This is a genomic window from Rubrivirga halophila, assembly GCF_046845755.1.
Lineage (GTDB): Bacteria > Bacteroidota > Rhodothermia > Rhodothermales > Rubricoccaceae > Rubrivirga.
Map to the genome: position 1 here is coordinate 3563615 of NZ_CP177357.1, position 21135 is coordinate 3584749.

18 protein-coding genes are annotated in these 21135 nt (G+C 72.1%); 1 reads left to right on the forward strand and 17 read right to left on the reverse strand.

The features are described from left to right. Nucleotides 1-19 precede the first annotated feature (19 nt). The 12 genes from ftsA to mraZ form a co-directional block, all read right to left on the reverse strand. On the reverse strand, nt 20-1327 hold the full coding sequence (gene ftsA, locus ACLIRP_RS15560; protein WP_412061384.1) for a cell division protein FtsA: 1308 nt from the start codon (nt 1325-1327) through the stop codon (nt 20-22). Nucleotides 1328-1347: 20 nt separating this feature from the next. Further along, complete coding sequence (locus ACLIRP_RS15565) at nt 1348-2148, reverse strand: cell division protein FtsQ/DivIB (RefSeq protein ID WP_412061385.1); 801 nt, start codon at nt 2146-2148, stop codon at nt 1348-1350. After that, the gene (murC, locus tag ACLIRP_RS15570) at nt 2148-3575 is read right to left on the reverse strand and encodes a UDP-N-acetylmuramate--L-alanine ligase (RefSeq protein WP_412063724.1); all 1428 of its coding nucleotides are present in this window, start codon (nt 3573-3575) and stop codon (nt 2148-2150) included. Before murC ends, ACLIRP_RS15565 begins: the two co-directional genes overlap by 1 nt. Before the next feature lie 23 nt (nt 3576-3598). Then, nucleotides 3599-4756: an undecaprenyldiphospho-muramoylpentapeptide beta-N-acetylglucosaminyltransferase gene (murG, locus tag ACLIRP_RS15575; protein WP_412061386.1), complete on the reverse strand. Its 1158-nt coding sequence runs from the start codon at nt 4754-4756 to the stop codon at nt 3599-3601. Nucleotides 4757-4828: 72 nt separating this feature from the next. After that, nucleotides 4829-5974: an FtsW/RodA/SpoVE family cell cycle protein gene (locus ACLIRP_RS15580; protein WP_412061387.1), complete on the reverse strand. Its 1146-nt coding sequence runs from the start codon at nt 5972-5974 to the stop codon at nt 4829-4831. A gap of 65 nt (nt 5975-6039) precedes the next feature. Beyond that, nucleotides 6040-7497, reverse strand: a complete 1458-nt coding sequence (gene murD / locus ACLIRP_RS15585) for a UDP-N-acetylmuramoyl-L-alanine--D-glutamate ligase (RefSeq protein WP_412061388.1) — start codon at nt 7495-7497, stop codon at nt 6040-6042. A 2-nt stretch (nt 7498-7499) separates the two neighbouring features. Next, a complete protein-coding gene (mraY, locus tag ACLIRP_RS15590) occupies nt 7500-8657 on the reverse strand; it encodes a phospho-N-acetylmuramoyl-pentapeptide-transferase (RefSeq protein ID WP_412061389.1) in 1158 nt (385 codons plus the stop codon). After that, entirely contained in the window at nt 8658-10220 is a 1563-nt protein-coding gene (locus ACLIRP_RS15595; protein WP_412061390.1) for a UDP-N-acetylmuramoyl-L-alanyl-D-glutamate--2,6-diaminopimelate ligase, read from the reverse strand. It abuts the gene before it with no gap. Further along, on the reverse strand, nt 10217-12259 hold the full coding sequence (locus tag ACLIRP_RS15600; RefSeq protein WP_412061391.1) for a penicillin-binding transpeptidase domain-containing protein: 2043 nt from the start codon (nt 12257-12259) through the stop codon (nt 10217-10219). The genes ACLIRP_RS15595 and ACLIRP_RS15600 overlap by 4 nt, the downstream gene beginning before the upstream one ends. Before the next feature lie 133 nt (nt 12260-12392). Then, nucleotides 12393-12893, reverse strand: coding sequence for a hypothetical protein (locus ACLIRP_RS15605; RefSeq protein ID WP_412061392.1), 501 nt, complete (start codon nt 12891-12893; stop codon nt 12393-12395). A gap of 61 nt (nt 12894-12954) precedes the next feature. After that, nucleotides 12955-14049, reverse strand: a complete 1095-nt coding sequence (rsmH, locus tag ACLIRP_RS15610; RefSeq protein ID WP_412061393.1) for a 16S rRNA (cytosine(1402)-N(4))-methyltransferase RsmH — start codon at nt 14047-14049, stop codon at nt 12955-12957. 25 nt (nt 14050-14074) lie between these two features. Beyond that, nucleotides 14075-14527: a division/cell wall cluster transcriptional repressor MraZ gene (gene mraZ, locus ACLIRP_RS15615; RefSeq protein WP_412061394.1), complete on the reverse strand. Its 453-nt coding sequence runs from the start codon at nt 14525-14527 to the stop codon at nt 14075-14077. Nucleotides 14528-14793: 266 nt separating this feature from the next. On the opposite strand from mraZ, the gene ACLIRP_RS15620 reads away from it, so the two are divergent. Then, nucleotides 14794-15465, forward strand: coding sequence for a LexA family protein (locus ACLIRP_RS15620; protein ID WP_412061395.1), 672 nt, complete (start codon nt 14794-14796; stop codon nt 15463-15465). 126 nt (nt 15466-15591) lie between these two features. Here ACLIRP_RS15620 and ACLIRP_RS15625 read toward each other — a convergent pair whose 3' ends face one another. The 5 genes from ACLIRP_RS15625 to ACLIRP_RS15645 form a co-directional block, all read right to left on the reverse strand. Next, a complete protein-coding gene (locus tag ACLIRP_RS15625; protein WP_412061396.1) occupies nt 15592-16785 on the reverse strand; it encodes a DUF819 domain-containing protein in 1194 nt (397 codons plus the stop codon). A 79-nt stretch (nt 16786-16864) separates the two neighbouring features. Further along, nucleotides 16865-17542, reverse strand: coding sequence for an ATP-binding cassette domain-containing protein (locus tag ACLIRP_RS15630; protein ID WP_412061397.1), 678 nt, complete (start codon nt 17540-17542; stop codon nt 16865-16867). Further along, a complete protein-coding gene (locus ACLIRP_RS15635) occupies nt 17529-18752 on the reverse strand; it encodes a hypothetical protein (protein ID WP_412061398.1) in 1224 nt (407 codons plus the stop codon). The genes ACLIRP_RS15630 and ACLIRP_RS15635 overlap by 14 nt, the downstream gene beginning before the upstream one ends. Next, a complete protein-coding gene (locus tag ACLIRP_RS15640) occupies nt 18749-19252 on the reverse strand; it encodes an NUDIX domain-containing protein (protein ID WP_412061399.1) in 504 nt (167 codons plus the stop codon). The genes ACLIRP_RS15635 and ACLIRP_RS15640 overlap by 4 nt, the downstream gene beginning before the upstream one ends. 109 nt (nt 19253-19361) lie before the next feature. Continuing rightward, entirely contained in the window at nt 19362-21113 is a 1752-nt protein-coding gene (locus ACLIRP_RS15645) for a CTP synthase (RefSeq protein WP_412061400.1), read from the reverse strand. Nucleotides 21114-21135: the final 22 nt, after the last annotated feature.

Here is a 21135-nt window from a genome sequence, read left to right on the forward strand (position 1 = left end):
CGCCTCGCCGCGGGAGTGTTTAGAGTTCGTCGAACCAGCTGCGCATGCGGCTGGCGATCTTGTTGACCAGGTTGTCGGGGTCCGAGTCGAACCCGTCGCCGGTGGCCAGGGCCGGGCTCATCTCGCCCTTCTCGACCTCGGTCGCCAGCAGCGACGCCCCGCGCCCGGCGCCCGTGCGCAGGCCGTGGAGCACGAGCCCGACGCCCGTCGCGTACTTCGGGTCGTCGACCTCCTCGACCAGGCCGCCCGCCAGCCCGAGCGGCCGGCCCACGCGGGCCTCCAGGCCGAGGATCTCGGACGCCAGCTCGGCCGTGCCCGGGATCAACGCGCCGCCGCCCGTCAGCACCACGCCCGCCGACAGGTGCCGCCCGTAGCCGGACCGCTTGATCTCGATGGCCACGAACTCCAGGATCTCCTCCAGCCGCGGCTGGATGATCTGCGCCAGCGTCGACTGCCCGATGCTCTTGTCCGGGCGCCCGCCGATGCCGGGGATCTGGATCTCCTGGTCCTCGGTGACGAGGTCGACGAGCGCCACGCCGTACTCGCGTTTCAGGCGCTCGGCCTGGTCGTGCAGGATGCCGAGGCCCTTCCGGAGGTCGTCGGTCACCTTGTTGCCGGCGACCGCCACGACCGCCGTGTGGCGGATCGTCTTGTCCTCGAAGATGGCGATGTCGGTCGTCCCGCCGCCGATGTCGACGAGCACGACGCCGACCTCCTTCTCGTCGTCGTGGAGCACGGCGTGGGACGACGCCAGCGGCTCCAGCACGATGTCGTCGACGGCGTACCCGCCCTTCTCGATGCAGCGGTACACGTTCTTCGCCGCCGAGACCAGACCCGTGATGATGTGGACGTTCGCCTCCAGCCGCACGCCGCTCATGCCGATCGGGTCGGCCACGCCGTCCTGCCCGTCGACGATAAACTCCTGCGGGAGCACGTGCAAGATCTCGCGGTCCGCCGGCATCGCCACGTGGCGCGTGTCCTCGAGCAGCCGCCGCACGTCGTCGCGGTCGATCTCGCCGCCGGCGACCGTGATCACGCCCCGGCTCTGGAAGCTCTGGATGTGGTCGCCCGCGATCCCGACGACGACGGACTGCGTCCGGATGCCGGCCGTCCGCTCGGCCTCGCCGATCGCCTTCTGCACCGCGTCGACCGTCTTGTCGATGTTGACGACGACGCCGCGGTTCAGGCCCTCGGACTCGGCCACCCCCATGCCGCGGACGTGGATCCGCCCCAGCTCGTCGGCTGAGGCGACGACGGCGCAGATCTTGGTGGTCCCGATGTCGACACCGACGACGACGCGGTCGCCGGAGAGTTCGTTTGTGTTCATGGCGGTGGGGGTGGGGAGGGTTAGCTGGTGGTCGGAGTGGAGGCGGTCGAGTCGGCGGCGGGGCCCTGCTCGCGCGTCACGACCTGGCCGCGGAACCGGAGGTCGACGCGCTCGAAGCGGACGTCGGGCCGGGGCAGGACGGCCTGGTCCCAGAAGGCGCGCAGGCGCTGGAGCTGGCTGGCGTGGTCGGCGTGGCCCAGGCGGACCGGGAGCGAGCCGTGGCCCTCGACGGGCGTGGTCCACAGCGTGACCGTCCGGCCCCAGTCGATCTCGGAGACGAGCGCCTGGGTCGGCGCGTCGGCGGCGGCGAGCGCCGCCAGCAGGGAGCGCAGGCCGGCGCTCTCGACGGGCTGGGTCGGGTGGTAGGCGGGCGCGCCGCGCACGACGGGCACGTCGTACAGCGCGGGCGTCGCGGCGGCGACGGGCATCGCGTAGCCCTCGGCATCGAGAAAGTGGCCCGGCCGGCCGGCCCCGTCGAGCACGAGCGCGACGGGCGTCCGCTCGCGGACGCCGATCCGCAGCGTCCCCGTCGGGAGGCGGCGGACGGTCGCGGCGCGGACCCACGGGTGCCGCTGCACGCGGTCGGCGATGAGGGCGGGCTCGAGGGCAAAGAGCGCGACCGAGTCGGCCTCGACGGCCGCCAGCCCCGACACCTCGGCCTCGGGGGCGTGGACCGCGCCCACGACGGCGACGCGCTCCAGCGGCAGCGTCCGCTGCCACACCCACGCCGCGCCGAGCGCGAGCGCGAGCACGCCGATCCCCAGCCCCCGGAGGAGCCGGCGGCGGCGGGCGAGGCGTTGGGCCTGGGTGCGGGTCGCCATTATGAAGCGGGGCTGGCGTCGGTGGGCCCGCCGAGCGACGCCAGGAAGGCGTCGCCGTAGCGGTAGATGTCGCCGGCGCCCATCGTGACGACGAGGTCGCCGGGGTGGACGATGCCGCCGAGGTAGTCCGAGATCGCCGCCTTGTCCTCGACGTAGTGCACGTCGCGGTGGCCGAATTGGCGCGCGAGGTCGGCCACCATCTCGCCGGTGACCCCCTCGATGGGCGTCTCGCGCGCCGGGAAGATGTCGGTCAGCACGAGCACGTCGGCGTCGTAGAAGGCCCGGGCAAAGTCCTCGGCGAGGTCGCGCGTGCGGCTGTAGAGGTGGGGCTGGAAGACGGCCACGATGCGGCGGTCCGGCCACCCCCGCGCGGCGGCCATCAGCGTCGCCTCGACCTCGGTCGGGTGGTGCGCGTAGTCGTCGACGACGAGCACGGTCCCGGAGGCGCCGTCGAGGTCGGCGATGGCGGCCTCGCCCTTGACCTGGAAGCGGCGGTCGACGCCCTGGTACTGGCCGAGCCCGGACGAGATGGTCGGGAAGTCGACGCCCAGCTCGAGCCCGACGGCGACGGCCGCCAGCGCGTTGCGGACGTTGTGCAGGCCCGGCGCATGGAGGGTGATCCCGCCCAGCCGCTCGGACCCCTCGTAGACGTCGAACTGCGTCGTCGCAGCGACTTGTTCGATGTTCTCGGCGCGCAGCGACGCCTGCCGGCTCGTGCCGTACGTCCGGACAGGCCGGTGGATCTGGCCGAGCACGGACCGCACGTTCTCGTCGTCGAGGCACAGGATGGCCGCGCCGAAGAACGGGACGGAGTTGGCGAACTGGACGAACGCCTGCTTGATGTCGTCGAGGTCCTCGTAGATGTCGAGGTGGTCGGCCTCGATGTTGGTCACGACGGCGACGATCGGCGCCAGCCGCAGGAACGTCCGGTCGTACTCGTCGGCCTCGACGACGATGACCTCGCCGCCGCCCGCGACGGCGTTCGAGCCGAACACGGCCACCTTGCCGCCGACGATGATCGTCGGGTCGAGCTCGGCGTGCTGGGCGACGAGCCCGACCATCGTCGTCGTGGTCGTCTTGCCGTGCGTGCCCGCGATGCCGACGCCGCGCTTGGCGCGCATCAGCTCGCCCAGCATCTCGGACCGCTTGATGATGGGGATCAGCCGGCGCCGCGCCTCGGCCGTCTCGGGGTTCTCGGCGGGGTCCCGGACGGCCGAGGAGTACACGACCACGTCCGCGTTCTCGACGTGCTCGGCCGCGTGGCCCTCGTGGATCACGGCGCCCAGCTCTTCCAGCCGCGCCGTCACGTCGCTCTTTTTGAGGTCGGAGCCCGAAAGCTGGAAGCCGCGGTTGATGAGCACCTCGGCGATCGACGACATGCCGATCCCGCCGATCCCCACCATGTGGATCCGCCGGACCGTGCCCATCTCGCCGAGTCGTCGGGTCTGCGTCACGGTGCGGTGCGGGCTTCGGCCAGGGCCACGACGGCCTCGGCGATGGTAGCGGCGGCGTCGGGCCGGGCGATGGCGAGGGCGGCGTCCGCCATCTGGCGGCGGCGGTCGGCGTCGCGCAAGAGGGTCGGGATGGTGGCGTCGAACTGGCGGTCGAGGTCGGGCTCGCGGAGCAACACGGCCGCGCCGGCCTCGCTCAGCGCGAGCGCATTCTTGGTCTGGTGGTCGGCCGTCACGTTCGGGCTCGGCACGAGCACGGACGGCGTGCCGGTGACGGCGAGCTCCGAGCAGGTGATGGCGCCCGAGCGGCAGACCGCGAGGTCGGCGGCGGCGTACGCCAAGTCCATCCGGTCGAGGTACGGGACCAGGCGGAGGCGCGGGTGGTCCGGGACGGCCTCGCGAAGCGTGTCGTAGTAGCGCTTGCCGGCCGCCCAGATCACGAACGCGCGCTCGTCCGCAAGCACGCGGTCGAGGTTGAGCTTGAGGGCCCCGTTGATGGGCCCGGCGCCGAGCGAGCCGCCCATCGCCAGCAGCACGTGCGCGTCGGCGGGGATGTCCCAGTGCGCCCGTGCGTCGGCGGCGTCGACGTCCACCAAGTCCTGGCGGACCGGGTTGCCGGAGATCGACGTCTCGGCGCCCTCGAAGTAAGGGACGGCGGCCTCGAACGCCAGGAAGACCTCGGACGCGCGGCCCGCCAGCAGCTTGTTGGTGGCCCCGGCGTACGCGTTCTGCTCCTGGAGCACGAGCGGGCGCCCGCGGAGCGAGCCGGCCAGCCCGACCGGCCCGCTCGCGTACCCGCCCGTGCCGACGACCACGTCGGGGTCGAAGGCGCCGACCAGCCGCCAGCTTTCCCACAGCCCCTTGACCAGCTTGAACGGAAACGCCAGGTTCTTGGCGATCGCGCCTGCGGACAGGCTCCGCTGGAAGCCGCTCACCGTGACGGCGCGGATCGGGTAGCCCGCCTTGGGGACGGCCTCCCACTCCATCCGGTCGCGCGTGCCCGCGAACGCGATCGCCGCCTCGGGCCGGAGCGTGCGGACGGCGTCGGCGATCGCGATCGCCGGGTAGACGTGCCCGCCCGTCCCGCCGCACGCGAACAGCACGCGGGGCGTCCCCGAGGGGAGGCTGGCGGGAGTCGTGGAGGGGGTGTCGGTCACGGGGAGGCGGAGGAGGTCGGTCGTGCGTGGAGCTCGGTAGGGACACGCCGGCGGTGTGTCCGTCCGAAGGGGTCAATCAGAGGAGGTGGCGTGGCGGGAGACGTTGAGCAACACGCCGACCATGGCGCCGGTCGCCAGCATCGAGGTGCCGCCGTAGCTGACGAACGGCATCGCCAGCCCGGTCACCGGGAGCAGCCCGCACGTCACCATCGCGTTGACGAAGCCGCCGAGCACGACGGCCGTCGTCAGGCCCGTCGCCAAGAACAGGCCGAGGGGGTCGGGGGCGCCACGAGCGACGCGAAGGTATCCACGTCCCAAAATCCATACAAATACGAAAAGCACAACAAGCGCTCCGATCAGCCCATACTCCTCGGCGATGATGGCCAGGATGAAGTCGTTGTAGGGCGCCGGCAGGAAGTCGCGCTGGACGCTCTTGCCCGGCCCGACGCCCGTCAGCCCGCCCATCGCGATCGCGATCCGCGCCTGGTCGGCCTGGTAGTTCTCGTCCTGGCCGGTGATGGCCACGGACTCGTTGTTGGAGGCGAACATCTCGATGCCCGTCCACGCCTCCAGCCGCGCCGCCCGCTGCGGGCTCGAGGCCAGGAAGCCGACCGCGAGGACGGCGCCGACCAGCCCGACCGCCACCATGTGGAGCACCCGGACGCGGCCGACGAACAGCATCACGCCCATCGTCGCCGACAGCACGGCGGCCGTCGACAGGTCCTCCATCCCGATCAACAGGACGGTCGGGGCGATCCAGACCAGGAGCGGGACGAAGCCGCGCGCAAAGTCCGAGATGTAGTCCTGCTTGCGCGAGAGCAGCACGGCCACGTGGAGGATCAGCGCCACCTTGGCGAGGTCTGAGGGCTGGAACGAGATCGGGCCCAGCTCGAGCCAGCGCTGCGCGCCGTTCGTGACCGCCCCGAGCGCCTGGACGGCGACGAGCAGCCCCAGCGACAGCACGAGCCCGATCTTCGACAGCTTCGCCAGCCACCGGTAGTTGACCAGCGACAGCGCGCCGGCCACGCCGAGCGCCAGCCCGACCCGGAGGAGGTGCCGGAACAGGAACGCCTCGGTGTCGCCGCCCGACTTCGTCTCGGCCAGGAACGACACGGCCGAGTACACGGCCAGCGTCCCGGCCGCGCTGAGCGCGAGGACGGCCCAGATCACGGCCCGGTCGGCCGGGCGGCGAGGCAGGGTAGCGGTGGCGGTGGACATTGCGTGATGCGTAAGGAGTGATGCGTGAGGGTGCTCGTGACGAGTCACGGATCACGCATCACGAATCAGAGAGCGTGAACGAGGCGCTTGAAGGTGTCGCCGCGGTCCTCGTAGTTGTCGAACATGTCGAACGAGGCGCAGGCGGGGCTGAGCAGGACGGTGTCGCCGGGCTCGGCCATGAGCTGGGCGTACTGGATGGCCTCCTCCATGGAGTCGGCACGCGCGGTCTTGTCGGTGTGCGGGCCCAGCTCGGCCTCGACGGCCTCGGCGCCCTCGCCGATGGCCACGATGCCCTTGACCTTCTCGGCGACGAGCCGCTGGAGCGGGCCGTAGTCGTTGCCCTTGTCGCGGCCGCCCGCGATCAGGACCACGTTCGCGCCGTCGTGGGCGGGGAAGCTCTCGAGCGCGTACCAGACCGCGTTGACGTTCGTCGCCTTCGAGTCGTTGACGAACGTGACGCCGCCGACCGTCCGGACGGTCTCGAGCCGGTGCGGGACGCCCTCGAACGACGTCAGGCTCTCGCGCACGACGTCGCTCCGGATCTCCATCGCGCGCGCGACGATCGCCGAGGCGAGCGAGTTGTACAGGTTGTGACGCCCTCGGAGCGCCAGGTCGGTGGTGGACATGAGGTCCTCTTCGGAAGGGGGGGACGCGCCGGGGGAGCCGGCGCCGGGGAGGGCCAGGACGATGCGGCCGTCGCGGACGAAGGCACCGGGCGCGAGCTCCTGCTCGATCGAGAAGCCGATCGGGGTGAGCTCGCGCTCGGCGGCGAGGGCGCGGACGTGCTCGCGGACGAGCGGGTCGTCGTGGTTGTAGACCAGCCAGTCGCCCGGCTGCAGGTTGTCGAACAGGCGGAACTTGGCGGCCGCGTACCGCTCGAGCTCGCCGTTGTAGCGGTCGAGGTGGTCGGGCGTGACGTTGAGCAGCACGGCGACCGTCGGCCGGAACGTGGCGACGTGGTCGAGCTGGAAGCTGGAGACCTCGAGGACCGCCGCCGTGTCGGCGTCGAGGTCGTCGACGTAGTCGGAAAAGGCGTAGCCGATGTTGCCGGCGACGACGTGAGCACGGCCCGCCGTCTCGAAGACGTGGGCGACGAGCGTCGTCGTGGTCGTCTTGCCGTTCGAGCCGGTGACGGCGACGATCGGCGCCTGGCAGAACCAGCTGGCGACCTCGATCTCGGAGTAGACGGGCACCTTCTGGCGGAGCGCGGTCTGGACGAGGTTCGTCGTGCTCGGCACGCCGGGGCTGACGGCGAGCCAGTCGGCGTCGAGCGCGCGGGCCGTGTGGCCGCCGAACTCGGACGCGACGCCGTCGCGCTCCAGCGCTTCGGCCACGCCGGGCTCGGCGGCGCCGTGGTCGGAGAGGAACACGTCGGCGCCGTGGCGCTGGAGCAGGCGGGCGACCGACAGGCCCGACCGCGCGCCGCCGACGACGGTCACGCGCGCGCCGTCCACGGCCGCGCGCAGCGCGTCCGCCGAGGCGGGCGCGTCGGGCCGGACGGGCGGGAGATGGAGCTCGCTCACCGTCATCGGACCCGGAACAGGAACATGGCCAGGATCGACAGCAGCGCCGTCACGATCCAGAACCGGATCACGATCTTCGACTCGTGGACGCCGAGCGCCTCGTAGTGGTGGTGCAGCGGCGCCATCCGGAAGACGCGCCGGCCCTCGCCGTACTTCTTCTTGGTGTACTTGAACCAGAGGGTCTGGATGATCACCGAGAGCGTCTCGGCGAAAAAGATGGCCCCGATGACCGGGAGGTAGAGCTCCTTCTTGATCAGGATCGCGAGCGTGCCGATCCCGGCGCCGAGCGCGAGGGAGCCGGTGTCGCCCATGAAGACCTGGGCCGGATACCCGTTGTACCACAGGAACCCGAAGCACGCCGCCGCCAGCGCCGCGCCGAAGATGACGAGCTCGCCCGTGCCCGGCAGGTACACGTCGTTGACGAACTCGGCCAGGTTGACATTCCCCGTCACGTACGTCATCCCGACGATCGCCAGCATGGCGAAGGCGGCCGTCCCGGCCGTCAGCCCGTCGAGCCCGTCGGTCAGGTTGACCGCGTTCGAGACGCCCGTCAGGATGAACGTCACGACGGGGATGTAGATGAGCCAGCCGAGCTCGAACCCGACGAGTGGCGACAGGAAGTCGTAGTCGAACCCGCCGTCGGGGATGAACGGGAGCGAGGTGAACGTGTCGGAGATGCCCTCGTCGGGCAGCACGAACACGATGAGCAGCGCCACGATGACGCCGAGCGAGAGCTGGCCCGCCAGCTTGATCTTGGGTGCGATCCCCTCCTTGTCCTGCTTGACCGTCTTGATGTAGTCGTCGGCAAAGCCGAAGGCGCCCATCCACAGCGTGGCGACCAGCGCGATCCACACGTAGAGGTTGGTCAGATCGCCCCACGCGAGCACGCCGACGGCGAGCGCCAGCAGCAGGATGATGCCGCCCATCGTGGGCGTGCCCGCCTTGTGGGCGTGGCTGACGGCGCCGGCGTCCTCGCCCTCGCGGATGGTCTCGCCGATCTGGCGGGACCGCAGCGCGCGGATGATCTTTTTGCCGGCGAACAGCGCCACGAGCAGGGCCGTCCCGGCGGCGAGCCCGGCGCGGACGGTCAGGAACTGGAAGACCTGGAAGCCGGGGGGCTGGTAGGTCTGTTCGATCCACTGGAAGAGATGGTAGAGCACTTAGGCGGCCTCGCGGTGGGTGAGGGCGTCGCGCAGGGCGACGCGGTCGTCGAAGTCGCGGCGCTCGGTGCCGACGATCTGGTACGTTTCGTGCCCCTTGCCGGCGACCACGATCACGTCGCCCGGGGCGGCGTGCGTGGCGGCAAAGGCGATGGCGTCGGCGCGGTCGGCGATGCGCTCGGCGAGCGAAGCGTCGGGGAGGCCGGCCGCGAGGTCGTCGAGGATGGCCTCGGGGTCCTCCGTGCGCGGGTTGTCGCTCGTCAGCACCACGCGGTCGGCGCGCCGAGCCCCGACGGCGGCCATCTGGGGACGCTTGCCGCGGTCGCGGTCGCCGCCGGCGCCGAAGACGGCCCACAGCTGGTTGCCGGCCGGCACGATCTCGCGCGCGGTCGCCAGCACGTTGTCGAGCGCGTCGGGCGTGTGCGCGTAGTCGACGACGCCGAGCACGCCGCTTGCGCGGACGGTCTCGAAGCGGCCGGGCACGCCGGGCGCGTCGGCGAGCGCGTCGAGCACGGCCGCGCGGTCGAAGCCGAGCGCGACGCCGACGGCGTACGTGGCGGCCAGGTTGAGCGCGTTGAACCGCCCCGCCAGCCGGTACCGGCGCTCGTCGCCATCGAGGCGGAGCGTGAGCCCGTCGACGGCGTTCGCGAGGACCTCCACGCGGACATCGGCGTCGGGCGCGGTGCCGAAGGTGACGACGCGCGCGGCCGTGTCGGCGGTCATCGCCGCCGAAGCCGGGTCGTCGGCGTTGACCACGGCGACGGCGCCGGGCCCGAGGTCGTCGAACAGACGCTTTTTGGCGTCGCGGTACTCGGCGAAGCTGGCGTGGTAGTCGAGGTGGTCCTGCGTCAGGTTCGTAAAGACGGCCACGTCGAAGGCCAGCCCGCCAACGCGGTGGAGTGCGAGCCCGTGGCTCGACACCTCGAGCGCGGCGTGCGTGCAGCCGCCCTCGGCACAGGCGCGCAGAAAGCGCTGCAAATCGGGCGCCTCGGGCGTCGTGAACGCCGTCGCGTAGCGGTCTCGGCCGATCCGGTTCTCGACCGTGCCGACGAGGCCGGCCGTCGCGCCGAGCTCGGTCAACAGGTGGTGCAAGACGAACGTCGTCGTCGTCTTGCCATTCGTTCCCGTCACCCCCACGAGGGAGAGCGCGTCGCCGGGTCGTCCGAAGACGTGCCCCGCAACCTCCGCCAGCGCGGCTCTCGTGTCCGTCGTCGGAACGAAAGCCGCGCCGGGGAGGCGCTCACCCTTCCCCAAGGGTACCGGGGTCGACGGCCGACGGCCCAGCCACTCGTCCGAGACGAGGGCCGCCGTGGCGCCGCGCGCGAGCGCGTCGTCGACGAAGTCGTGGCCGTCGCGGCCCTCCAAGGTGTCCGGAGAGACGGCGGCGAAGAGGGTGTGCTCGCCCGCCCGGCGGCTGTCGATCGTCACGTCGGACACCATCGCGTCGGATGGGCCGGAGATGGCGCCCGCCAGCAGGCCGCGCGCGATCAGCGCGTCGGCGAGTGCCGACACGGCAACGGGCGCCGTGTGGACCGGAGGCAGGGTGTCGTGGAGCGCGCTCATCGGGCCTGTGCGGTGAGCGCGACCGAGCCGGGCAGCGGGCCGCCGGCGGCGACGGACTGACGGCGGATGACGCCGCGCCCGGAGACGCGGGGCTCGACGCCGAGCGAGCGGAGCCACGCGACGGCCTGGCGCACGCTCCGACCACGGAGGTCGGGCATCACGCCGACCGGCGCGTCGTCGGCGTCATCGAGGCGGACCGCTGTGCGGAGCGCGAGCGAGTCGCCCCTCGTCTGGCGGCTGGCGACGGCGCGCCACGGCTGGTCGTCGTCGAACCGGACGCGCAGGCCCTCGGCGCGGACGCGATGCGCGGCGAGCGTGGCCGGGATCCCGGACACGTCGGGCACGAGCCCGCCCCGGCGCTCGGCCAGGATGCCGGACGGCGCGACGCGCTCGGCGATCGTCGGGAAGGTGCCGATCCAGCGGCGCGCCGTGGCGCCGAAGATGGGCGCGGCGACGGTCCCGCCGCCGTAGCCGTTCTGCGGGCGGTCGAGCACGATCGCCAGGACGACCTCGGGGTCTTCAGCGGGGAACATGCCGACGAACGAGGAGCGGTACGAGTCGGAGTAGCCGCCGGCGGAGGCGCGCCGGGCGGTGCCCGTCTTGCCCGCCACGCGGAGCCCGGCGACGGCCGCGCGCGTGCCGGTCCCGCCCTCGGCGATCACGCCCTCGAAGGCGGGCAGTAGACGCGCAGCGGTCTCGGCGTGGAAGGCGCGGCGGACCGAGTCCTGGCGGGCGCGCCACGTGGTCCGGCCGGTCGTCGGGTCGCGGCGCTCGGCGACGACGTAGGGGCGCACGAGCAAGCCGCCGTTCGCCAGCGCCGAGTACGCGACGGCCAGCTGGAGCGGCGTCACCTCGACGGCGTAGCCGCGGCTGATGGACGTGAGCGTCGTCCCATCCCAGTCCTCGGGGCGCGCGAGCGAGCCGGCGACCTCGCCGGGCAGGTCGACAAATGTGGGCTGGCCGAAGCCGAGGTCGCGCGCGGCCTGGTACATCGGGCCCTGGCCCATCCGCTCGGCGGCCTCGGCCATCGCGATGTTCGACGACTTGGCGATCGCCTCGGCGAACGTGATCCGCCCGTAGCCGCGCGCGTCCTGGACGGTCCGGCCGTGGATGACGCGCCAGCCCTCACCCGTGTCGAAGACATCGCCCACGTCGACGGCCCCGCTCTCGAGCGCCGCCACGGCGGTGACGAGCTTGAACGTCGAGCCCGGCTCGATGCGGTCGACGACGGCGTGGTTGCGGCGCGTGCCGACGGCGTAGTCGCCGGCCCGGTTGGGGTCATACGTCGGGACGTTCGCCATGGCGAGGACGGCGCCCGTCGTGGGGTCGAGGGCGACGGCCGTGCCCCACGTCGCGCCCGCCTCGGCGACGCCACGCGCGAGCTCCTCCTCGAGAATGGCCTGACGCACCAAGTCGATCGTCAGCACCACGTTGTCGCCGTGGCGGGGCTCCACGCGCGTCCCGCCGACGACGGCCTTCAGGGCGCCGCGCGCGTTCCGCTGGACGGCCTGGCGGCCGGGCGTCCCCTGCAGCGCCTCGTCGAGCGCCAGCTCCAGCCCGGCGACGCCGCGGAGGTCGCTCGTGACGTGGCCGAGCACATGGGCGGCGCGCGCGCCGTAGTTGTAGCGGCGCTGGTAGGTCGCGTCGACGAGCAGGCCGCGGAAGTCGCCGGCGTCGAGGGCCTCCTTGCCCGGTTCGTCGAGGTCGCGGACGAGCACGACGTACTGGCGGCTGGCGCGGTCGCGGACGGTCGCGCGGAAGTGCGCCGCGCCCCGACCGGTGACCCGGCCGAGCGTGGCGTACAGCTCGTCGGCGCGCGCGTCGAAGCCGGCGACGGTCGGGTCGGCGGCGACCACGAACCGCGCCGTGTTGACGGCGAGCGCCCGGCCCCGGCGGTCCAGGATGGCCCCGCGCTGGGCGGCCAGCTCGATCACGCTCTCCGACTGCCGCGCGCCCTGGGCACGAAGCTCCTCGCCCTCGTCGAAGTGGATCCGCACGAGCTGCACCGCGACGAGCACAGGCAGCACGAGGAGGGCCACGAAGACGACGTAGAGCCGGCTGAGAATGGAGTCGCGAGCGGGAATGACGAGTGAGGAGTAAAGGGTGATGAGTGATGAGCGGGGAGTCGGATGGCGGTCGGGGACGGGCGGACAGCCCATCACCCCTTACCCGTCACTCATCACCCAGCTTGATCGTGGGGCCGTAGGCGGCGCCCTCCTCGAGGCCGAGCGAGGCGGCGCGGGCCAGGACGGAGCGCGGGCCGATCATGCGGTCCACGTCGCCCTGCAGGCGCTGGTGCGTCAGGCGGAGCCGCTCGTTGGCGCGGCGGGCGTCCTGGAGGTCGTCGAGCGTGGCACGCGTGGCGTAGGCGTGGCCGAGGAACAGCGTGAGCACGGCGCAGACCGCGAGCGTGAGGAGCCCGAACCGCAGGCTGGGGACGGCGTCGAGCGGCCGCGCGCGCCGCGCCTTCTTGGCGGCCACCTTGGTCGCCTTTTTGGCCCCGGCCGTCGCGCGCTTGGCGGACTTGGCCAGGCTCGACGGCTTGGTCTCGGGGAGGTCGGCCCACGACGGCATCGACGTGCCGCTGCCCCGCCGCGCCTTCCGGGCGGACTGGCGCGACGACGGCGTGCGCCGGTCGGCCGTCTTCGACGAGTTCGGAGTCGCAGTGGGCATGGGCAAAAAGGGCGAGGCCCGGAGGCGAGGGCGGCGAGGCCGGACAGGCCGCGCGCACCGCTCACGCCTCCGGGCGTCGCTCGGGGATGTGGGGGGACTGCTTTTCGGCGACGCGGAGCCGAGCGCTCCGAGACCGAGGGTTCGCCTCGGTCTCGGAGGCTCCGGCCACCACGGCCCGGCGCGTTACGGCGCGCCACGGCGTGATCGGGTTGCCGAAATGATCTTTCTCGACCTGGCTCGTGAACCGGCCGGTCTTGAGGAACTGCTTGGCCCGGCGGTCCTCCAGGCTGTGGTACGACATGACCGCCAGCCGCCCGCCGAGCGCGAGCACGTCGAGCGACGCCGGGAGCGCGCGCTCCAGCACGTCCAGCTCGCCGTTGACGGCGATCCGCAGGGCCTGGAACACGCGCGCCAGCGACTTGAGCTCGTCGCGGTTGGGGACCGCGCTTCGGACGGCGTCGGCCAGCTCGGCCGTCGTCGTCGGCGCGGCGGCCTTGATGCTCCGGGCGATGGCGCGCGAGCGGCGCTCCTCGCCGTACGCATAGATGACGTCGGCCAGGTCGTCGTCGCCGAGGCGGGCGACGAGCTCGGCGGCGGTTTCGCCATGAGCGGCCATCCGCATGTCGAGCGGGCCGTCCTGCCCGTACGCGAAGCCGCGGGGCGCCGCGTCGAGCTGGCGGCTGCTGACGCCGAGGTCGAGGAGCACGCCGATCGCCGGGCGGCCGTGCATCGGGCCGAGGCCAGCGTCTGCGAGGAGGCGGGCGATGTCGGCGAAGTTGCCCTCGAGGGCGACGAACCGGCCGGCCGCCTCGGCGTCGGCCAGGCGGGCGCGGGCGGTCGCCAGCGCCTCGGGGTCCTGGTCGATCCCGACGACGAGGGCGTCGGAGCCGAGCGCGTCGAGCAAGGCCGCCGCGTGGCCGCCGCCACCGAGCGTGCCGTCGACGTAGAGGCCGGCGGGGTCGGTGATCAAGAGGTCCAGCGTCTCGGCCGCCAGGACCGGGGCGTGGTAGGCCGTCGCGTAGTGGAGCGCATCCAGCCCGCCGCCTCCCTGCGCGCTCGCCGCGCCCACGTCGGAGCCGAGGCCGACGCCGAGGGCGTCGGCGCGGTCGGCGCGGCGTGGGCGGCGGGAGCGGGGCATAGGGAGGGCGGCGGTCATGGACGCGGGTGGGATCTCCGGGGGGTTAGATCCCGCCCATCACTCGCTCGGCGAGCGTCTCGTAGGACTCGGTCTGGTCGTTGAGGTGGGCCTCGAACACGGCGGGGTCCCAGACCTCGATGCGGTCGAGCGCGCCGATCGCGAGCGCCTTGGTGCCGGGCTGGAGGCCGGCGAACTCGACGAGCGGCTTGGGCAGCGCGATGCGGCCCTGGCTGTCCATCGTCAGCTCCTCGGCCCAGCGGAAGATGGTCCGCACGAAGGCGCGGGCCTCGGGGTCGAACTGGTTGAGCTGGCCGACGGCGGTCTCGATCTCCTCCCACGCGTCGAGCGGGTAGAGGAAGACGCAGTTCTCCAACCCCCTCGTCGCCACGAACGTCTCCTTGGCGGCCGGGCTCAGCGACCGGCGCATCTTGGCCGGGACGGGCATGCGGCCCTTCCCGTCGATTGAGTTCTCCGCTTGTCCTTTAAAGCCGGCCATGGCCGGTTGGGGGTGTGAGGCAGGGGAGCCGCCAGGCCGTGAGGACGATTCCCCACTTTTCCCCACTGCTCCCCCAAAGTACCCCACCCCCTCAAAAAAGCCCGAAATGGCCGCTTCTTGTGGATAAGTACCCCCTCTACCCCCCCTGTCCCTGGGGGCAAGCCCCACCATAATGCCAAAAGTGAAAATTCGTTCACCCCACAGGACACTCGGGTGAAAATGGTTTCACCTATCTTAATCCCCTCGGGACACTCCTGACCCCTCATATGCGTGATCGCCTCACAGAGCGCCAGAATCAAGTCTTCGAGTTCGTCCGCGACTTCGCGCGGCGCAAGGGTAAGCCCCCGACGATCAAGGAGATCGGGCAAGGGATCGGTATTCGTTCGACCAACGGTGTGCACAAGATGCTCGTCGTGCTGGAGACGAAGGGCTACATCCGGCGTACGCCGCACGAGGCGCGGGGCCTGGAGATCGTCGGCGAGCCCGGGTATGGGGGCGACGATCTGCCGAGCGTATTGATGCTCAAGCTCAAGGAGGGCGTCGGGCGCCGGGCCCGGCTGATGACGTCGGAGACGGCGGACCACCCCCTCCCCCGCTCGCGCCGCCCGCTCGTGGTCGACCCGTCGATGCTGCCGGACGACGTAGACCTCGACGACTGCCTGGGCATCACGGTCGGCGACGACGGGATGAACGGGGCGGGCGTCCGCAAGGGCGACCTCGTCGTGGTCGAGGAGGCCGACTGGCGGGACGTGCCGAGCGGCGCGCTGGCGGCGGTCTTGTTCTACGACCGCGTCGTCGTGCGGCGCTTCGAGTTCGTCAACGACCGGCTGCACTTCCGGGCGGCGGACCGGACGTACAGCGACGAGTCGGTCCGCCCGGACAACCCGGAGTTCTTCGTGATCGGCAAGGCGCTGGCGATGATGAGGCCCCTCGGGTGATGAGTGTGGGCCCTTCGATTGGGGACGCCAGCGCGTCGGCCCCGGTCCGAGCCGGGTAAGCGGGAACGCCTGGGCGAGCGGACCGCACGCCGAGCCGCCCGCTCATCACTCATCACCCTGTGCCCATTACCCCGCGAGTGCGGCGAGCATCCAGGCGCAGCCGAGGGCGGCGTAGATGCCGAGGACGTAGCCCGAGACGGCCATCAGCAACCCGACCGGCGCCATCGCCGGGAGGTAGACGCCGGCGACGATCGGCGCCGAGGCCGCGCCGCCGACGTTCGCCATCGAGCCCGTCGCGACGAAGAAGAGCGGCGCGCGCAAGAGCTTGGCCGCCAGGAACAGGATCCCGATGTGGACCGCGAGCCAGACGACGCCCATCAGCATGTAGGCCGGCGCGTCGAGGACGGCGCCGAGGTCAGCGTGGGCCCCAATGGAGGTGAGCAGCAGGTAGAGCGCCGCGAAGCCGATCTGGCTGGCGCCGTCGGGCTCGAGCTTGCGCATCGGCGTGAACGAGAGCGCGAGCCCGATGGTCACGGCGATCAAGATGGCCCAGGTGCCACCCGAGATGATGGTCGGGTCGCCGAGCGTGGGCAGGGCGCCGCCCAGGATGCGGGACAGCACGGCGGCGCCGAACCCGAGCCCGACGATGATACCGATCGTGGCCGTCGTGGACGGGCGCCGGGTCGTGTCCATCTCCTGGAGCGTCGCGTTGACGCGGTCCATGGCGGCGGTGTCGGCGTTGACCCACCTGTTGAACTTGTCCTGGTAGCCGGACAGGAAGAGCAAGATGGCCATCCAGCCGTAGCCGACGACCGTGTCGACGACGATGATGGGCGCGAGGCCGGCGTCGCTGAGGCCGACGGACTCTTTGAGCGCGAGCATGTTGGCGGTCCCGCCGATCCAGCTGCCCGCGAGCGCCGCCATGCCCTGCCACGTTTCGGGGTCGCCGATAAACTGCCCGACGGTGAGGTAGGCGATCGGCCCGCCGATCACGATGCCGAGCGTGCCGATAAGCATCATGGCGAGCGCCAGCTTGCCCAGGCTCAGGATCGCCGGCACGTCGATGGTGATCATCAGCAGGAACAGGGCGAACGGGAGCAGCACGTAGCTGAACCAGTCGTAGGCCTCGTTGGCGCTCGGCGTGACGCCGAACGTGGTGAGCAGCATGGGCACGAAATAGGCCCAGATGACCGGCGGGATCACGCTGAAGAGCCGGTCGAGGGCGGGCACGCGGGAGAGCGCGAACACGGCGGCCAAGACGGACGCCAGCAGGGCGGCGACCTGGGTGGGCTCGGTGATGAGGGCGGCGGTCGGGTCCATGCGGGCGTCGGGGAGTGCGGCGCGAAGATAGACGGGCCTGCCCCGGGCGGTCGCCGGGGCGAGGCGCGAGGGCGTCAGGTCAGCCCAGCGCCAGCCGGTCGTCGCACAAGGCGTCCAGCAAGTCGGCGCGGTGGCTGGACAAGACGACGAGGCCGCCGCCGTCGCGAAAGGCCGCCAGCAGGGACACGGCCGCCTCGGTCGCGGCGGTGTCGAGGGCGCGGAACGGCTCGTCGAGGAGGAGGACGGCAGGCGCGCCAGCGAAGGCGACCGCGAGCTGGGCTTTGCGCGTCATGCCGGCCGAGTACGTCTGCGTCGGGGCGCCGCGGCGCTCGTCGAGGTCGAGGGCGTCGAAGAGCGCGGCGTGGCGGGCGGGGGCGCCGTCGTCCCAGGCGCCGCGCTCGCGCGCGACCCACTCGGCGGTCTCGACGGCGGTGAGGTAGCCGGGCAGGTCGGGCTGGTCGTGGACGACGCCGATCGACGCGAGCGCGGCGTGGGGGCGGCGGTGAATGTCGAGACTGCCGTAGCGGACCGTCCCGCTCGTCGGCGGGCTCATGGCGGAGAGCACGCGCAAGAGGGTCGACTTGCCGGAGCCGTTGGGGCCGACGAGCCCGGTCGCGGTGCCGGGGCGGAAGGTGTGCGTCACGTCCGCGAGGACGACGGGGCCAAAGACGTACTGCTTGGTGACGGCGTCGACCACCAGCTCGCGCTGGCGACCGGGGGCGACGGTGAGCAGGGGGGCGAGACTAGGCGACGGCACGGCGGAAGCGGAGGTGCGAGGCGACGGTCACGAGACCCGCGCTGAGGACGGCGATGGCGATGTCAACGGATGCCCACACGCCGACGTACGCGAACGACACGTCGTCGGTGAGCCAGACCATCGCCAGCAGGACGACGACGAGAGGGACGAGCCAGCGGGCGTTCATCAAGGCTCGAACGGCGGTCCACTTCCCAATTCCGCCCAGCCGCCAGACACGAGCAGGCGGCGCCACGTCCGGCCCGACCGCGAGTGCGATGGCGCCGTTGAGGCCGAGCACGGTGAGCGCGAGCGTGGCCGCCTCGACGCCCGGCCCGGCGTCGGCGAGGTGGACAATCGCGACGATCGCGAGGGCGACGGCGGCGACGCGGCCGAGCGGGAAGCGGCGGTCGAGGGCGACGAGCCCGGCCCAGACGGCGGGCCGCAGCGACGGGGGCGCCCAGTAGACGGCGTCGTAGGCGACCGGCTCGCGGCCGTCGCCGTTCTCGACCTGGCGGAAGGCGTCGGCCCAGACGCCGTGCGAGGCCCAGAAGGCGCGGTCGAAGGCACCGCGCTGGCGGGCAACGAGGACGAGCGCCAGCCCAGCGAGCGCGGCTGGGGCGCCGAGCGCCGCCCAGCCGGTCCCGAGAGCGCGGCCGGCGATGGACAGGACGGAGCCGACTAGAAAGACCTCGCCGGTGAGCAGGAGGCCGGGCACGAGGGCGTCGGGCACGACGAAGACCCCGCGGGTCGCCGGAATCGTGCGCTGCATCGCCTGGTACCAGACGCCGGCCTCTCCCCTCTCCCACGCCTCGACGCGCTCACCCAAACGGCTTGCGCGGGCAAAGGCGTACAGGCCGAGCGCGACGACGCCGACCATGCCCTCGATCGCCAGCAGGGCGTCGCCCCCCGCCAGCACGAGGGCCGGGACCGCGAGCACGAGCGGGACCGGCAGCCAGCGGCCGAGCTGGAGCGCGAGCAGTCGGGCGCCGTCGGGGTTGCCGAGCTGCAGCCGGCGCGCGTGCGGCGACGGGTACAGCGCGTGCTGGGCGCCGATGGCGAGTGCGGCCGAGACCAGGATCCCGACGTAGCGGACGAGCCGGGCGCGCTCGGCCGCGTCCGCGCCGTCCGACGCGAGAAACGCGAGTGCGGCGGCGACGAGGGCAGCCGCGAGCGTGGCGACCGCGCGGCGTCGGCGAGTGGCGACCCCGACGTATCCGTCCAGAACGTTCATCGGAAGGTGCCCAGGTAGACGGTGCCCTCGGGGAAGCCGGCGCGGGCGTCGGCGGCCAGACGGCCGGCGAAGGGCTCAGGGTAGAGCGTCAAACGATCCAGCTCATCGAAGGGGACGAGGCGGAGGTCGCGGAGGAGTTGGTCGTCGTCGGCCAGCTCGGGGTCGGAGCCCAGGCGCGCACCCGCGAGGTCGGCGGCGGTGTGGCAGGCGAGGTAGAACGAGACGGCGTGGAGCGGCGGGCGGATAAAGTCGAGCACGTAGCGGATGGGGCCGACGGTGACGTCGAGGCCGGTCTCTTCTTTGACCTCGCGCCGGACGGCCTCAGCGAGGGACTCGCCGACCTCAACGCCGCCGCCGGGCGGGGTCCAGAACGGGCGGTCCTCCCAGATCCCCCGGTGCTCGGCCAAAAGCACGGCCGTCGGCGCCGTGGCGTCGTCGAACACGAGCGCGCCGACGCGGACGCGGACGCGGTCGGCCAAGCGGGCGGGGATGTCGGGCATGAGAGGAGAAGAGGAAACGAGGGACAGAGGAGAAGAGGACGGCGGGAGACTGGCGATCACGCCCATGCGCATCGCCTCGTCTCCTCTTCTCGTCCCCTCCTCGTCTCTTCTACTCCTCCGCCAGCACGCGAGCGGTCGCCCGGCGGACGCGGCGCGTGCGCGTGGGGCCCTTCGGCTCCGTCAGCAAGCCCGCGCCGCGGGCGTGCGCCACGGCCGCCCCGACGAACTCCACGAAGAGCGGGTGCGGCTCGCTGACGCGCGAGCGGTACTCGGGGTGGAACTGGACGCCCACGAACCACGGGTGCGTCGGGCCCTCGGCGGCGCCGTCGCCGGCCGGCGGGCGGGGCAGCTCGATGATCTCGACCAGGTCGCGGTCGGGGTTGAGGCCGGAGAACACCAGGCCCGCCTCGCGCAGGCGGTACCGGAGGTCGTTGTTGACCTCGTAGCGGTGGCGGTGCCGCTCCTTGACGGCGTCGGTGCCGTAGATCTCGCGCGCGAGCGTGCCATCCGTGAGGGCGCAGTCGTAGGCGCCGAGCCGCATGGTGCCGCCCTTGTCGGTGACCGTCTTCTGCTCGGCCATCATGGCGATGACCGGGTGCGGCGTGTCGGGCTCGAACTCGGTCGAGTGGGCGTCCTCCAGCCCGGCGACGGTCCGGGCGAACTCGATCGTCGCGATCTGCATGCCGAGGCAGATGCCGAAAAAGGGGACGCCGCTCTCGCGCGCCCAGCGGACCGCCTCGATCTTGCCGTCGATGCCGCGGTCGCCGAAGCCGGGGGCCACGAGCACGCCGGCCACGCCCGCCAACGTCTCTTCGACGTTCGCCTCGGTCACGTCGTCGGACAGGACGGCGCGGACGTCGACCTCGACGCCGTTCCGGGCGCCCGCGAGTAAGAAGCTCTCGGAGATCGACTTGTAGGCGTCCTGGTGCTCGACGTACTTGCCGACGAGTGCGATCGTGACCTTGTCCCCGGGGTTCTTGAGGCGGCGCAGAAAGTCGACCCACGACTCGAGGTCGGCCGTGGGGTCGACGGCAAGGGCGTCGGTCAGGCCCAGGCGTTCCAGGACGACTTCGTCGAAGCGCTGCTCGCGGAGCAGGAGCGGGACCTCGTAGATCGACTCGGCGTCGCGGCTCTCGACCACGGCCTCGGGCCCGACGTTGCAGAACAGGGCGATCTTTTTGCGGACATCGGCCGGGAGCGGGTGCTCCGTCCGGCAGACGAGCAGGTCGGGCTGCAGGCCGTAGCTCTGCAACGTCTTGACCGAGTGCTGGGTGGGCTTGGTCTTGAGCTCGCCGGCGGCGGCGAGGTACGGGACGAGCGTGAGGTGGATGAGCGCCGTGTTGGCGCGGCCCTCTTCGAGCGCGAGCTGGCGGATGGCCTCCAAATAAGGCAGGCTCTCGATGTCGCCGGCCGTCCCGCCGATCTCGGTCAGGATGACGTCGTAGTCGCCGGACTCCGCGAGCCGCCGCATCCAGCCCTTGATCTCGTCGATCACGTGGGGGACGACCTGGACGGTCTTGCCGAGGTAGGCGCCGGCGCGCTCCTTGGCGATCACGCCCGAGTAGACGCGGCCCGTCGTCACGTTGTTGGCCTGCGACATCGGGATGCCGAGGTACCGCTCGTAGTGGCCCAGGTCGAGGTCGGTCTCGGCGCCGTCGTCGGTGACATAGACCTCGCCGTGCTCGAACGGGTTCATGGTCCCCGCGTCGACGTTGATGTAGGGGTCGAACTTCTGGATCGTGACGCGCAGGCCGCGCGCTTCCAACAGCCGGCCGAGGCTGGCGGAGACGATCCCCTTGCCCAGCGACGACGTCACGCCGCCGGTCACGAAGATGAACTTGACGGCGGAGTCGGCGGGCATCGGACGGGGGGGAATGCTCGCC

What these genes read in the sequence shown, in the direction of transcription:
- ftsA (WP_412061384.1), bottom strand. Translation starts at nt 1,327, where the DNA reads ATGAACACAAACGAACTCTCCGGCGACCGCGTCGTCGTCGGTGTCGAC.
- mraZ (WP_412061394.1), bottom strand. Translation starts at nt 14,527, where the DNA reads ATGGCCGGCTTTAAAGGACAAGCGGAGAACTCAATCGACGGGAAGGGC.
- murC (WP_412063724.1), bottom strand. Translation starts at nt 3,575, where the DNA reads ATGGGCACGGTCCGGCGGATCCACATGGTGGGGATCGGCGGGATCGGC.
- ACLIRP_RS15595 (WP_412061390.1), bottom strand. Translation starts at nt 10,220, where the DNA reads ATGAGCGCGCTCCACGACACCCTGCCTCCGGTCCACACGGCGCCCGTT.
- rsmH (WP_412061393.1), bottom strand. Translation starts at nt 14,049, where the DNA reads ATGACCGCCGCCCTCCCTATGCCCCGCTCCCGCCGCCCACGCCGCGCC.
- ACLIRP_RS15605 (WP_412061392.1), bottom strand. Translation starts at nt 12,893, where the DNA reads ATGCCCACTGCGACTCCGAACTCGTCGAAGACGGCCGACCGGCGCACG.
- ACLIRP_RS15580 (WP_412061387.1), bottom strand. Translation starts at nt 5,974, where the DNA reads ATGTCCACCGCCACCGCTACCCTGCCTCGCCGCCCGGCCGACCGGGCC.
- ACLIRP_RS15640 (WP_412061399.1), bottom strand. Translation starts at nt 19,252, where the DNA reads ATGCCCGACATCCCCGCCCGCTTGGCCGACCGCGTCCGCGTCCGCGTC.
- ACLIRP_RS15620 (WP_412061395.1), top strand. Translation starts at nt 14,794, where the DNA reads ATGCGTGATCGCCTCACAGAGCGCCAGAATCAAGTCTTCGAGTTCGTC.
- ACLIRP_RS15645 (WP_412061400.1), bottom strand. Translation starts at nt 21,113, where the DNA reads ATGCCCGCCGACTCCGCCGTCAAGTTCATCTTCGTGACCGGCGGCGTG.
- ACLIRP_RS15625 (WP_412061396.1), bottom strand. Translation starts at nt 16,785, where the DNA reads ATGGACCCGACCGCCGCCCTCATCACCGAGCCCACCCAGGTCGCCGCC.
- ACLIRP_RS15565 (WP_412061385.1), bottom strand. Translation starts at nt 2,148, where the DNA reads ATGGCGACCCGCACCCAGGCCCAACGCCTCGCCCGCCGCCGCCGGCTC.
- ACLIRP_RS15635 (WP_412061398.1), bottom strand. Translation starts at nt 18,752, where the DNA reads ATGAACGTTCTGGACGGATACGTCGGGGTCGCCACTCGCCGACGCCGC.